The following is a 12508-nucleotide window of genomic DNA, read 5'->3' as shown; positions in this document are numbered from 1 at the left end:
CCCTGCACCCGTCAATCATCCCGAAAACCCCAGCAGAACCACGCCCGCCACGCGGGATTAATTCAGCAGGCTCCTAGGGCACCAGCACCACCTTGCCGATGTTCTCCCTGGCGGCCAGGATCCGATGTGCCTCGGCGGCTTCGGCGAACGGCACCGCCTTGTGCACAACCGGAACGGCCACCCCATCGGCCAGTGCGTCCGACAGCGGTCCGATCCACGGCTCGATGGTTCCGCGGTCGTCCCACAGCCGCAGCATGTTCAAGCCGATGACCGACTTCGAGTCCGACAGCTGCTTGACCAGGTTGAAGCCGCGAAGCATCGGCAGCAGCTGGGGCAGCGCTGTGCGCAGTGACCGCTTGTCGCCCTGCTGCATGGCCGAGAAACCGTAGGCCACGAGCCGGCCGCCGGGCCGCAGCAGGTTGTAGGACCGTCGCAACGACGTCCCGCCGATCGCGTCCAGCACGATGTCGTAGGGCGGCAACCCTTTCCACCAGCCGCTGCGGCGATAGTCGATGGCGCGGTCTACGCCGAACTCGCGCAGTCGCGCGTGCTTGCCCGGCGATGCGGTGCCGTGTATTTCGGCCCCCGCCGCCTTCGCCAACTGGATGGCGGCGATACCGACACCACCGGCCGCGGCGTGGATCAGCACCCGTTCGCCTGTCCGCAGTGACCCGTAACCGTGCAGCGCGGCCCATGCGGTGGAGTAGTTGACCGGAATGGCCGCGCCCTGTTCGAAGCTCAGCGAGTCGGGCAGGGGTATCGCATCGGACGCCGGGATGTTGACGTACTCCGCGTATCCACCGAAACGTGTTCGGCCGAACACTCTTTCACCGATGCGCGCCGCGTCGACGCCGGCGCCGACGGCCTCGATGGTGCCCGATACCTCGTAGCCGACGACACAGGGCGGCTTGGGGGCGTCGGGGTACAGCCCGACGCGGGCCAGATGATCGGCGAAGTTGACTCCGGCGGCACGGACCGCGATTCGGACCTGCCCCGCCGACGGCGGCGGCGGATCCGGCCGCTCCTGCACCTGCAGGACCGAGGTGTCACCGTGCCGAGTGATGACGACGGCGCGCATGTGGCATCACACCGTCTCGAGTGCGCGGCGCTGCGCCCGTTTCCGAAGGGGCACCTGAAACAGGTTGAGCAGGTCCAGATAATAGGTCGGCGACACCCGGGTCAGGACGTCGAAAACGTAGGCGTCCGGGCCGACGAGAATGCGGGCCTTGCCCCTCTCCACGCCGCGGTGGATGACTTCTGCGGCCTTGTCCGGCTGAGTCATCGCGAGCTTGGCGAACTCCCGGACCACCTCGTCGTGAGACGGCGCGTCGGGAGTGACACGGAAGCGCCCGTTGCGCACGATGTTGGTGTTGACCCCACCCGGATGCACGGTGATGGCGGTCACGCCGGTGCCGCGCAATTCTTGACGCAGCGAGTCGGTGAAGCCGCGTACGGCGAATTTCGCTGCGCAATAGGCGCTCTGGTGCGGCATCCCGGCCAATCCGAACACGCTCGACGTGTTGACGATCGAGCCGTCGTTCTGTTTGACGAGAATCGGCAGGAACGCCCGTGTCCCGTTGACGACCCCGTGGAAGTTGATGTCCCACAACCAGTTGTCGTCCTCGGGATTGGCGTCCAGCACGCTTGACGCGACGGCGACGCCGGCGTTGTTGAACACCGCGCCGATCGGCGCCGGGGCCCAGTCGGCCACCTCGGCGGCGAAGACGTGTTGCGCGTCGGCGTCACGCACGTCGAGCACCCGCGCCAAGGTCGGGCCGGAGAGGCCAGCCTCGGTCTCCTTGAGTCCGCTCTCGTTGATGTCGGTGATGGCCACCGGACAGCCGTGGGCCGAAAGCCGTTGCGCCAGTGCGCGGCCGATACCTGACGCTGCGCCCGATATGACAGCGGTGCGACCGTTGATGGTCCTGCGCGTCGACCTCTTCATCGCCTCTCCCCTATCCCGTCTGTTTCGTCGCTGCGGTTCGCCGAGGTCGTGATGTGCCCGGCGATGAGGTCAAGAATGCGGTCCCATACCCCGACAGGCAGGTCGTGGCCCATGCCCGCGATCGTCTCCAGTTGCGCTCCGCGTATGGCGCGTGCTGTCGCGGCGCCGCCCGTCGGATGCACCATGCGGTCGCGATCGCCGTGGATCACCAGCGTTGGGGCGTCGATCCGGGCGAGTTCGGCTGTGCGGTCGCCGGAGCGGAAGATAGCGGCGAGTTGGCGGGGGGTGCCCGCGCTGCTGCGGTCGCGGTCCCAGGCGATGGCGGCCCGCTCCCGCACGCGGTCCTCGTCGAACGGGAAGCCGTGCGAACCGATGTGACGGAAGATGGCCAGGTCACGCTGGATCGCTTGGTCACGCGTGCGCGGCGGCTTCGCGACGGCCAGCCGCAGCCACGTCGACAACGCCGGCCGCCCGATGCGCGCAGCGCCGGTGTTGGACATGATCGAGGTGAGCGTGCTGACCCGCTCGGGATGCCGCGCGGCAACCGTTTGGGCGATCATGCCGCCCATCGATATGCCTGCCAGATGGACGTCCTGGTAACCGAGCCTGTCCAGCAGCACGACGGTGTCGCGCGCCATGTCGGCAAGCGTGTACTGGCGCGGGTGGTTGCCGCCGCGGAGTATCGAAAGCGGTTTGGGCGGCGGGAAATCCATATGCGTGGACCGGCCCACGTCGCGGTTGTCGAACCGGGTGACGCAGTAGCCACGGTCGGCGAGCGCGGTGGCGAACTGCGTCGGCCACGAGCCGTGCAGCTGTTGACCCAGCCCGGCGATGAGCACGATCGGCGGGTTGCTCGGATCGCCGATCTGCTCGTAGCACAGCTCGACGCCGCCGCCGACGTCGACCACCCGCTCTTGCGTCATGCCCTGTCTCCCGCCGGCGTCGTCGAGTCACCCATGCCGCCTCCTCGCTGGTACTGTCTGGTACCAGCAACGGTACGTGACCGTACCGTCCGCGACAAGCCCTAATGCGTTGGCCGTCTCGCCGCGACGTCGGCGTCGATGCGGCATGCTGAGCGACGTGACGCGCTGGTATCCGCTACAACCCGCCGACGCCGACTTCTTCGAATCGGCGCCACACGTCTTCACCTATCAGAAGCGCTTCGCCGCGCCGCCGGCTCAAGTGTGGGAACAGCTGACCTCCGACGCCTCGATCGCCGCGTGGGGTCCGGCCGTCAAAGAGCTCAGCTGGACGTCGCCGCGACCGTTCGGGGTGGGCACCACGCGCGAAGTCGTCGCGCTCGGCGGTGCGCGGATGCGCGAGCGCTACTTCCGCTGGGAAGACGGCAGCCGCCACTCCTTCGCGTGCTACGAGTCGTCGTTGCCGTTGTTCAACCGATTCGCCGAGGACTACCTGATCGAACCCGACGGCGCCGACACCCTGTTCACGTGGGTGGTGGCAATCGAGCCGAAGCGCGCTGCCGCGCTTGCGGTCAAGCTGCTCGCCCCGGCGGCAAAGGCCGGTTTCGGCCGCATGCCCCGTGACGGCCAGCGCTACTGGGCCAACAAGACCAAGCGCAGTTAGCCAGCCGCGCTTGGTTTTTGACATTTCGAGGGCGACGGCGCCCTGTGGCGTTCACATTGCCCGCGCCCGCTTGCCGAGTGATTTAGGTCTCTACACAATCCCCTCGTGGATGCACTGGCGGCGGGCGGTGGCGCGAGCGCCGAGGCGATGTGGGGTCCGCTCGGCGGTCCGCTGTGGGTTGCGCACGACCCGTCGAAGAACGTCGAAAAGCTCAGAGGCGTCGGGGATGTACGCGGCGGCGTCCGGCGGCGCGCAGGGCGAAGTGGACCGGCTGCCGCCGGGATTCGGCAACGTCACCGGCGGGCTCATCGAGAGCATCGTGTTGAGCAACACCAGGAAGTTCGCCGACGCCGCTGCGGCAGCCGGTGTGCCGGTCGCCTTCGTCGTGCGCCCAGAGGGTTCCCACACCTGGGGACTGTTCGAGTCCGAGGTGCAGGAATCGTGGAACACCGTGATCGGACCGGCGTTGGGCGCCTAGCGGGGGTCGCGGGCTTGCTCGAGAGCCCACTGTCATGCCGAGGTAGCCCGTCTCCCCTCCCGATCACCATGAGGCGTTCCACTTGCACGCCAGTCTCTTGAAGAAAAACGCCAGGTGGCATTGATAATCGAATCTGATTTCGCGAAAACCCGTGCACACGGGCATTTACTCACAGCAGACGCACAGGTTCTTCCAGGTTTCGCCGTGGACGTCAATTCGATACCGTCTCGAAGTGACTGATCGTGTGCAGCCCACGTCTGAACGGGCCGAGGGCGAATCCGGCCCCACCGATATCGAGCGCTTCGGGTATCAACAGGAACTGCGACGCTCGCTGAGCACCGCCGATCTGGTCATCTACGGCCTGATCTTCATGGTGCCGATCGCGCCGTTCGCGATCTTCGGCAGCGTCTTCTCGCTGTCCGGCGGCATGGTCGCGCTGGCCTACTGCATCGGGCTGGTCGCGATGTTGTTCACCGCCAACTCGTATGCGCAGATGGCCCGCGCCTTTCCCATCGCCGGGTCCGTCTACTCGTATGCGGGCCGCGGCATCGGAAAGCCGGTGGGCTTCGTGTCCGGCTGGGCCATGCTTCTGGACTACATCTTCGTTCCGGCATTGCTGTACCTGGCCAGTTCGCTGGCGATGCACGCCACCATTCCCGCGGTCCCGGCATGGGTTTGGCTGATCGGTTTCGTGGTGCTCAACACCGTGATCAACTATCTGGGCATCACGCTGACCGCCCGGATCAACCGGGTGATGATCGTGCTCGAGCTGATCGTGCTCGCCATCTTCCTGGTGATCGGCTTGGCCGCCGTCGCGCAGGGCAAGGGCCGCGGCTTCAACTTCTCGGCGTTCTTCGACTCGGGGAACTTCTCGCTGACCATGGTGCTGTCGGCGGTGTCGGTGGCGGCGTTGTCGTTCCTCGGCTTCGACGCCATCTCCACGCTGGCCGAGGAGCACAAGGGCACCGCCCATCAGCTCGGCCGGTCGATGCTGATCGCACTGGTGCTGGTGGGCGTCCTCTTCGTCGTACAGACGTGGGTGGCCTCGATGCTGGTGGAGAACCCCGAAAGGCTTATCGCCGAAGGCGATTCAGAAGGTGTCGCGTTCTATGACGCAGCCGGCTTCGCGGGCGGGCACTGGTTGTACATTCTGACGGCGGTGGCCACCGCGATCGCCTGGGGATTCGCCGACGCCATGGTCGCCCAGGCCGCGACGTCACGGCTGCTGTTCGCGATGGCCCGCGACCGCCAACTGCCCAAGTTCCTGCGCCGGATCGACCCCAAGCACGACGTCCCCGTTGCCGCAACGCTGTTGGTCGCAATCGTCTCGCTGGTTTTCGGCATCTACCTGACGCTGCTGCCGAACGGGTTGACGGTCATCTCGTCGCTGGTGAACTTCGGTGCCCTGACCGCGTTCGCGATCCTCAACGTGGCCGTCATCTGGTACTACATCGGCAAACAACACAGCAGACGCTGGCTGGTGCACCTGGTGTTCCCCGTCGTCGGCCTGGTGGTGCTGGTGTTCGTCCTCTTCAATGCCCGCAGCAGCGCGCAAATCGTCGGCCTGGCATGGCTTGCCATCGGTGCGGTGCTCGGCGTCATCCTGCGCAGGCGCGGTATCGACACCACCATTGCGGCAGCCGAGTAAGGAATCGTGGTCGAGGTGAAACTGGTCTCCTACACGCCAGGACCGGACGAATGGGCACACCGCTTCGGCGGTTATCCGGCGCGACTGTCCATCAAGCCCGGTGACGTCTTGCGCGTCGGCACCGAGGACTGCTTCGGCGGCCGCGTGCAGCACCCCGGCGACATCCCGAGTGAGGTCGTGAAATTCGAGGACATGAATCCGGTGTCCGGACCCATTCACGTCGAGGGCGCCGAACCTGGCGACATCCTTGCCGTGCACTTCATCGACATCATCCCCGCGCGCAAGTACGCGGTGTCATCGCTGTTCCCCCACTTCGGCGCCCTGTCGGGAACCCATGAGACGGCTCTGCTGCACGACGCGCTGCCGGAGTTGGTGTGGTTCTACGACATCGACGTGGAGAAGTGGACCGCGACGTTCCGCGCGGTGCGTTCGGACTTCGCGTTGACGCTGCCACTGGATCCGATGCACGGCACCGTCGGCGTGGCGCCGGCCTTCGGCGAGAGCCGGCTGGTGTTCGTGCCGTCGGTATACGGCGGCAACATGGACACCCCCGAACTGCGGGCGGGCACGACGCTCTACCTGCCGGTCAGCGTGCCCGGCGCACTGCTGGCGCTCGGCGACGGCCATGCCCGCCAGGGCGAGGGTGAGGTGACCGGAACCGGGCTGGAGTCGGCGATGCGCACAGCCATCACCGTCGACGTGGTCAAGGGCGCCGAACCGCTGGGCTGGCCGCGGCTGGAGAACGACGACTTCGTGATGAGCACCGGGTCGATCCGGCCGCTGGAGGACGCGTTCCGGATCAGCCAGAAGGATCTGCTCGGCTGGGTCAGCTCACTGTTGGGTATCGACACCTTCGACGCCTATCAGCTGGTGAGCCAGCTCGGGGTGTCGCCGGTGGCCAACGTGTGCGATCCCAACTACACATTCGTGGCCAAGTTCCCGAAGCGCTATCTCGATACGGCCGCCTACGGCGGCGTGCACAACCGGCTCAGCGCCATCGCCGACGACTACCGCAAGAGCTACGCGCGGCTCTGGTGATCGCCCGCAAATGAGTCGGAAGCGGTCAGCGCATGGCGCGGCCCGCTTCATGTGCCACGGCCACGAATGTTCGGACGCTGGGCGCGGTTTCGTCGGTGTGGTAAGCGACTCCGATGGTCAGCTGTGGACTGGGGCCGCGAATCGGACGGTAGGCGACCCCGGCACGGTCGATCCGCTGGGTTTCTGAGGCGATGAACCCGATTCCGACGCCTGCGGCGACCAGAGCGATGATCGACTGCGCCGGATGTGCCTCCATGGCAATTTTGAGGCTGAACCCCGCCTCGCGACACAGCAGCAGGATCATGTCGTACAGCTGCGGAGCGATCTCACGCGGAAAGATCACGACTTGCTCGCGCGCCAGGTCGCTGAGTTGCACTGACTCATGACGGGTCAGCGGATGGTTCACCGGCAGCGCGATGTGGAACGGCGCGCAACCGATCTCCTCGGTGGCCAGGCCCGGGTCATCCAGCGGCGGATGCACCAGTCCGACGTCCAGATCGCCGCGCCGCAAGGCGTGTTCCTGTTCGGCCGTGGTCATCTCGCGCACCACCAGCCCGACGTTGGGTAGTCGGCGGCGGAAGATGGCCGCGATCTCGGGGTAGATGACGAACAGTGCAGGTGCGGTGATACCCAGCCGCAACTGTCCCACCTCGCCACGGTCGGTGCGCAGCGCCATGGCGGCGGCATCATCCATCTGGCGCAGCATCTTGCGGGCCTCCACCAGGTAGACAGCCCCGGCGCGGGTCAGCGACACCACACGTTTGGTGCGGTGCGCGAGACGCACGTCCAGTTCCTGTTCGAGGCGCCGAATCTGCTGACTCATTGCCGGCTGGCTGATGTGGCACCGCTCGGCAGCCCGGCCGAAGTGCAATTCCTCGGCCAGTGCGACGAAGCACTCCAGGCCAGTGCGGTCCATGCAACCACCCAACAGTAAGAAGCATTCGAAATCAATTCATCAGCAAAAAGAGTTGGACGCAATCACTGGATCGTCCTAGCGTGGCCTTCGCCACAACAGATCAGGAGCAGTCGTTGCCGCAATCTCCCTTTTTGCCCGAAGCTTCGGGCGAGTCGCCGATCCGAATCACCGGCGTCGAGACAACGGTCGTCAACGCCGAACTGAGGAATTGGATCCTGGTCAAAGTGCGCACCGACCAGGACGGTCTCTACGGTTGGGGTGAGGCCAGCCTGAACTGGAAAACCCGCGCGGTGATCAGCGCGATCGAAGACCTGAGCCCGCTGGTCGTCGGGCGCGATCCCCGCGACATCGAACAGATCGTCCGGGTACTGACCAAACACAGCTATTACCGCTTGGGAATCATCGGCGCGACCGCTATCAGCGGCATCGAACACGCACTGTGGGACATCTTCGGCAAATCCGTCGGGCAGCCGGTCTGGCGCCTGCTCGGGGGTCGGGTCCGTGACTCGGTGCATGTCTACACTCACCTCGGCCTCGGCGACATGAGTTCGGTGTACGACACCAACGACACCGGACTGGTACGGGACAAGGCCGCGAGCGTCGTGGCGCAGGGCTACGACGCACTGAAAGTGGTGTTCATCCCCTACGGCGGTCACCTGACGGTCGCCGCGCAACGCCGCCATGTCGACAAACTCATGTCGACGCTGCGCGACACGGTGGGCCCGGATGTCGACATCATGGTCGACTTCCACGGCCGCCCGGCCTCCATCGCTGCGGCCATCCAGTACCTCGACGTACTCGCCCCATATCAGCCGTTGTTCTGCGAGGAGCCGGTGCAACCCGGAGACACCGAGGCGCTGCGGCAGGTCACCCAGCGCTCATCAGTGCCGATCGCCGCCGGTGAGCGTCTGGTGGGGCTGCGGGAGTTCCTACCGGTGTTGGCGGCCAAGGCAATTCACGTCGCTCAGCCCGATCTCAACCACACCGGCGGACTGCTCGAAGGCAAGCGCATCGCCGCCTTGGCCGACGCCGAAATGGTCGGGGTGGCGCCGCATAACCCCAACGGCCCCATCGCGGGCGCGGCGGCTCTTCACTTCGCCGTGAGCACCCCTAATTTCGTGATCCAAGAGGAGATGAGTGGCGCGGTGAGCTGGTATGCCGACGTGGTTCGGACACCGATGCGCCGAGTCGGCAGCCACTGGCAGATCCCCACCGAACCTGGGCTGGGCGTCGAGGTCGATGAACGCGAGGCCGCCAAGCACCCCTTTGCGCCCGAGGTTCCGCACAGCAGCTCGGCCGTGCTGGCTGACGGAACGGTGGTGGACTGGTGAGCACTCTGCGCAGCTTCGCCCATCCCGGCGGCGTGCATAACGCCACTCCCCCACGAATCGTGTTCGGGCCCGGCCGGTCGGCCGGCCTCGGCGACGAAGTCGAGCGTCTCGGGGCGCGTCGCGCGATGATCGTCACAACCCCGGGCCGGGCCTCGATGGGTGACCGATTCGCCGCAGCGATCAGCGATCGCTGCGTCGGCCTGCTACCCGAAGCCATCAGCCAGGTGCCGGTCGAACTGGTCAGACGCGGTGTCCAGAAGGCCGCCGGTCGCGGCGCGGACTGTCTTGTGGCCATCGGCGGCGGCGCCGCCACCGGCCTGTGTAAGGGAATCGCCTACGAATCAGGCTTACCGATCATCGCGATACCCACCACCTACAGCGGTTCGGAGATGACCGGGTTCTGCGGCATGACATCCGAAGGCGTCAAGCGCATGCACGAAAGCCTGGCGATGTGCCCGCGCACGGTCATCTACGACGCCGAGCTCTCGGTCGAACTGCCGCCATCGACCAGCGCCTCCAGCGCCATGAATGCCCTGGCGCACTGCATCGACGCCATCTACCTGCCGAGCCTGAGCCCCCTGCTGGCGATGGCCGCAGTCGAGGGCGCGCGGATTGTCGCCAACAACTTGCCCGAACTGCTGGCCAGCCCTCGCGACATCGGACTGCGTAACGAAATGCTCTACGGCGCCTATCTTTCCGGTGCCGCACTGACCGGTGGGTTCGCCCTCCAACACGCTGTCGCTCACATGCTCGGAGGTAGTTACGGGGTCGAGCACGGCACCGCGCACGCCGTCGTGCTGCCCTACGTCACCGCATATCTGCAGCAGTACGCGCCGCAACCGCTCGGGCGCATCGCCGACGCCGTCGGCACCACCGACCTGGCCGGCTACCTGTGGGATCTGGCCGGCGGCGCCGGGCTGCCGGTCCGCCTGGCCGATGTCGGTTTCCCCGCAGAAGACCTCGACCGTGCCGTACACATCGCGACCACTGCCGACGCAGCGCCGACCGATCCCGACATTCACGACGCGAACCGAGCCGGAAACCCCGCCCCGGTAACCGATTCCGCCGTGCGGGCGGTCTTGCAGGCGGCTACCGACGGCCGGCGCCCAGGTGCTAAGCGGTGAACATCTACCTGGTCGGTGAGGCCGCCGAGCACGTCGAGGACCTAAGACCACACCTGGCCAAGCCATACAACATCATCGGGTTGCCGTGGACGGCGGCGAATACGACCGCCTTTGACGGCGACATCACTGCCGACGACGTCATCGTCTCGCTGCGCCTGCGCAGACCCGGGGGCACCGCGCCCGCTGTCCGCCTGTTGCACGTCCCCGGTGCCGGGCTCGACCAGATCGACTTCGCTGCGCTGGCCCCAGACACCCTGGTTGCCAACGTGTTCGAACACGAGATACCGATCGCCGAGTTCGTGATGGCTCGTCTGCTCGAGTGGGAGATCCGCGCCGGCCGGCTGCAAGAATCGTTCAACCCGCAGGCGTGGCCGTCGCTGTACCGCCGACGGGTGCCGCACGGCGAGATGTACGGAAAGACCATGGTGCTGATCGGTTACGGCCGCATCGGTCGGGCCATCGCAGCGCGCGCCACTGCGTTCGGTGTCGAAGTGGTCGCTGTCGACGACTCCGCGTGCAGCGACGCCGCGGCGTCTGTGATGCCCACCGACCAGCTCGCCGAACTGCAACGGCGCGCCGACTACCTGGTGCTGGCGGCGCCCCTCACGCCGGCCACCACTGGTCTCATCGACGCCGCCGCACTTGCCCGGATGCCTGCCCACGCGGTGCTTGTCAACATCTCCCGGGCTTCGATCGTCGATCAAGTGGCTCTGTTCAAAGCCTTGCAGGACAACGAGATCGGCGGAGCGATCCTCGATGTCTGGTATCACTACCCAGATGCCGGGGACAGCGCGGTCATTCCCGCTGAGGCACCGCTGTGGGAGCTGTCGAACGCTTGGTGCACTCCGCATTCCAGCGCGTGGACGACCGACCTGCCCCGCCGCCGCTACGCGGTGATCGCGGACAACATCAACCGTTTGGCCGCAGGAGAACCACTTCGCAACCTCGTCCGCCCTGCCGGCGGCGACAGCTCAAGGAGGAGCTAATCATGACCGCTGCTACCACACCCGACCAGATCTGGGTCGAATCCCGGCGCCGGTTGATCCCCGGGACCGTCATCGGCAGCATCATCGAGTGGTACGACATCGCGGTGTACGGTCAGGCGGCGGCGCTCGTTTTCGGCACCTTGTTCTTCCCCAGTTTCTCGAAAACCGCGGGCGTGGTGGCGGCTTTCGCCACCTTCGGTGTCGGTTACTTCGCTCGGCCGGTCGGCGCAATGATATTCGGCCACATAGGCGACCGCTACGGACGACGGTTCTCGCTGGTGTGCACTCTGCTGCTGATGGGTGTCGCCACCGTCGTCATCGGTCTGCTGCCCACCTACGCCAGCATCGGGGTGCTGGCGCCCGTCCTGTTGGTGATCTGCCGGCTGCTCCAGGGGCTGGGGGTGGGCGCAGAGTACGTCGGCGCGGTCACCATGGTCGCCGAGTTCGCGCCCGTCAAGCGCCGCGGCTTCTTCGCGTCGCTGCCGGCCTCGGGCGTGTTCATCGGGATCGGCCTGGCCGCAACGGTCAGTGCCGCAGTGGCGGCGCTGCCCGAAGAGCAGTTGATGAGCTGGGGTTGGCGCGTCCCGTTCCTGTTCAGCATCGTGGTCGTCGCCATCGGGCTGTTGATCCGGTTGCGGGTCCCGGAGTCACCGGTGTTCACCGAACTCAAGGAGGCCCGCGCCCGCACCCGCGTGCCGGCGTTGGCGCTGATCAAGGCGATGCCGAGGCGACTGCTGTTGGTGATGGTCGCCAACGGCGTGCTTGCCTTCAATATCTATGTCGTGCAGACCTATTCACTGAGCTACATCGCGGGCAAGGGCGTCGCCAAGAGCGTGGCGCTGATCGCTGTGCTCGTCGGCTGCGCGGTCGGTGCCGTTGTCATCCCGCTGCTCGGCACGCTGTCGGACCGGTCGGGACGTAGGCCGGTGTACATCGCCGTCAGTGCGTTCTGCGCACTGGTGGCATTTCCGTTCTTCTGGTTGCTCGACACCCGCAGTACCGCGTTGATACTGCTGGCGTTCGCGCTCGCCCTCGGCGGCTGTCTGGCCATGTTCGGATCGCAGGCCGCCTACTACTCCGAGTTGTTCCCTGCAGAGTTCCGCTTCAGCGGGTTCGCGTTGGGCCGCGAGATCCCAGGCGCTGTGCTGGCCGGGCCGGCACCGGTGATCTCCGTCGGGTTGGTCAGCCTGGGCGGCGGCTCGCCGACGCTGCTGGCGGTGGCCATGATCATTGTCGCCGTGGCGGGCCTGGTCGCCGTCGTAGCGCTGCCTGAAACCCGCGGCATCGACCTCGCCCCGATCGTCGACCCCGACGCGAAGCCCACCACGCCTCGCACGTCAGCACCCACCGCCGCGCCGGACAGCAGGCCGATCGGGACGTTCTAGGAGCCTGCTGAATTAGTGGCTTTGGGGGCGGGGTGCCTCAAAGCGCTCTGTGGCGCGTGTGTTCAGTCAGACC

Annotated in this window: 12 protein-coding genes; 8 read left to right on the top strand and 4 right to left on the bottom strand. The window is 66.4% G+C overall.

What is annotated here, in order from left to right; translation table 11 throughout:
* Positions 1-73: 73 nt before the first annotated feature.
* Genes CQY20_RS31575 through CQY20_RS31565 form a run of 3 tightly spaced genes read right to left on the bottom strand, consistent with a single transcriptional unit; the run spans position 74 to position 2868 of the window.
* Positions 74-1078: a synaptic vesicle VAT-1 family membrane protein gene (locus CQY20_RS31575; protein ID WP_097944941.1), complete on the bottom strand. Its 1005-nt coding sequence runs from the start codon at positions 1076-1078 to the stop codon at positions 74-76.
* Between the two features lie 6 nt (positions 1079-1084).
* A complete protein-coding gene (locus CQY20_RS31570; protein WP_097944939.1) occupies positions 1085-1945 on the bottom strand; it encodes an SDR family NAD(P)-dependent oxidoreductase in 861 nt (286 codons plus the stop codon).
* Positions 1942-2868 carry an alpha/beta hydrolase gene (locus CQY20_RS31565; protein ID WP_097944937.1) on the bottom strand — a complete coding sequence of 309 codons (927 nt, stop codon included), beginning with the start codon at positions 2866-2868 and terminating at the stop codon, positions 1942-1944. The genes CQY20_RS31570 and CQY20_RS31565 overlap by 4 nt, the downstream gene beginning before the upstream one ends.
* A 157-nt stretch (positions 2869-3025) precedes the next feature.
* Here CQY20_RS31565 and CQY20_RS31560 point away from each other — a divergent pair, with 157 nt between their 5' ends.
* The 4 genes from CQY20_RS31560 (at position 3026) to CQY20_RS31545 (ending at position 6693) form a co-directional block, all read left to right on the top strand.
* Positions 3026-3529 carry an SRPBCC family protein gene (locus CQY20_RS31560; protein WP_234816504.1) on the top strand — a complete coding sequence of 168 codons (504 nt, stop codon included), beginning with the start codon at positions 3026-3028 and terminating at the stop codon, positions 3527-3529.
* Positions 3530-3755: 226 nt separating this feature from the next.
* Positions 3756-4007 (top strand): hypothetical protein, encoded by a 252-nt coding sequence (locus CQY20_RS34650; RefSeq protein WP_097944933.1) that lies wholly within the window; start codon positions 3756-3758, stop codon positions 4005-4007.
* Positions 4008-4239: 232 nt separating this feature from the next.
* A complete protein-coding gene (locus CQY20_RS31550; RefSeq protein WP_234816503.1) occupies positions 4240-5655 on the top strand; it encodes an APC family permease in 1416 nt (471 codons plus the stop codon).
* Positions 5656-5661: 6 nt separating this feature from the next.
* Entirely contained in the window at positions 5662-6693 is a 1032-nt protein-coding gene (locus CQY20_RS31545; RefSeq protein ID WP_234816502.1) for an acetamidase/formamidase family protein, read from the top strand.
* Positions 6694-6718: 25 nt separating this feature from the next.
* On the opposite strand, the gene CQY20_RS31540 is transcribed toward CQY20_RS31545, so the two are convergent.
* Positions 6719-7609, bottom strand: coding sequence for a LysR family transcriptional regulator (locus CQY20_RS31540; RefSeq protein ID WP_097944929.1), 891 nt, complete (start codon positions 7607-7609; stop codon positions 6719-6721).
* 131 nt (positions 7610-7740) lie between these two features.
* On the opposite strand from CQY20_RS31540, the gene CQY20_RS31535 reads away from it, so the two are divergent.
* The 4 genes from CQY20_RS31535 to CQY20_RS31520 are packed head-to-tail and all read left to right on the top strand — an operon-like array spanning position 7741 to position 12435.
* A complete protein-coding gene (locus CQY20_RS31535; RefSeq protein WP_207767351.1) occupies positions 7741-8940 on the top strand; it encodes an enolase C-terminal domain-like protein in 1200 nt (399 codons plus the stop codon).
* Positions 8937-10064: a maleylacetate reductase gene (locus tag CQY20_RS31530; RefSeq protein ID WP_163701180.1), complete on the top strand. Its 1128-nt coding sequence runs from the start codon at positions 8937-8939 to the stop codon at positions 10062-10064. The genes CQY20_RS31535 and CQY20_RS31530 overlap by 4 nt, the downstream gene beginning before the upstream one ends.
* Positions 10061-11050, top strand: coding sequence for a 2-hydroxyacid dehydrogenase (locus CQY20_RS31525; RefSeq protein ID WP_097944925.1), 990 nt, complete (start codon positions 10061-10063; stop codon positions 11048-11050). The genes CQY20_RS31530 and CQY20_RS31525 overlap by 4 nt, the downstream gene beginning before the upstream one ends.
* 2 nt (positions 11051-11052) lie before the next feature.
* On the top strand, positions 11053-12435 hold the full coding sequence (locus CQY20_RS31520; protein WP_097944923.1) for an MFS transporter: 1383 nt from the start codon (positions 11053-11055) through the stop codon (positions 12433-12435).
* Positions 12436-12508: the final 73 nt, after the last annotated feature.

The sequence above is a fragment of the Mycolicibacterium agri genome (assembly GCF_002553505.1).
In the GTDB taxonomy this organism is placed as follows: Bacteria; Actinomycetota; Actinomycetes; order Mycobacteriales; family Mycobacteriaceae; genus Mycobacterium; species Mycobacterium agri.
This window is presented reverse-complemented; position numbering and strand designations above follow the sequence as displayed.

Excerpts from the sequence above, each read along its gene's own strand:
- CQY20_RS31575 (WP_097944941.1), bottom strand. The coding sequence starts at position 1,078 with ATGCGCGCCGTCGTCATCACTCGGCACGGTGACACCTCGGTCCTGCAG.
- CQY20_RS31570 (WP_097944939.1), bottom strand. The coding sequence starts at position 1,945 with ATGAAGAGGTCGACGCGCAGGACCATCAACGGTCGCACCGCTGTCATA.
- CQY20_RS31540 (WP_097944929.1), bottom strand. The coding sequence starts at position 7,609 with ATGGACCGCACTGGCCTGGAGTGCTTCGTCGCACTGGCCGAGGAATTG.
- CQY20_RS31520 (WP_097944923.1), top strand. The coding sequence starts at position 11,053 with ATGACCGCTGCTACCACACCCGACCAGATCTGGGTCGAATCCCGGCGC.
- CQY20_RS34650 (WP_097944933.1), top strand. The coding sequence starts at position 3,756 with ATGTACGCGGCGGCGTCCGGCGGCGCGCAGGGCGAAGTGGACCGGCTG.
- CQY20_RS31565 (WP_097944937.1), bottom strand. The coding sequence starts at position 2,868 with ATGACGCAAGAGCGGGTGGTCGACGTCGGCGGCGGCGTCGAGCTGTGC.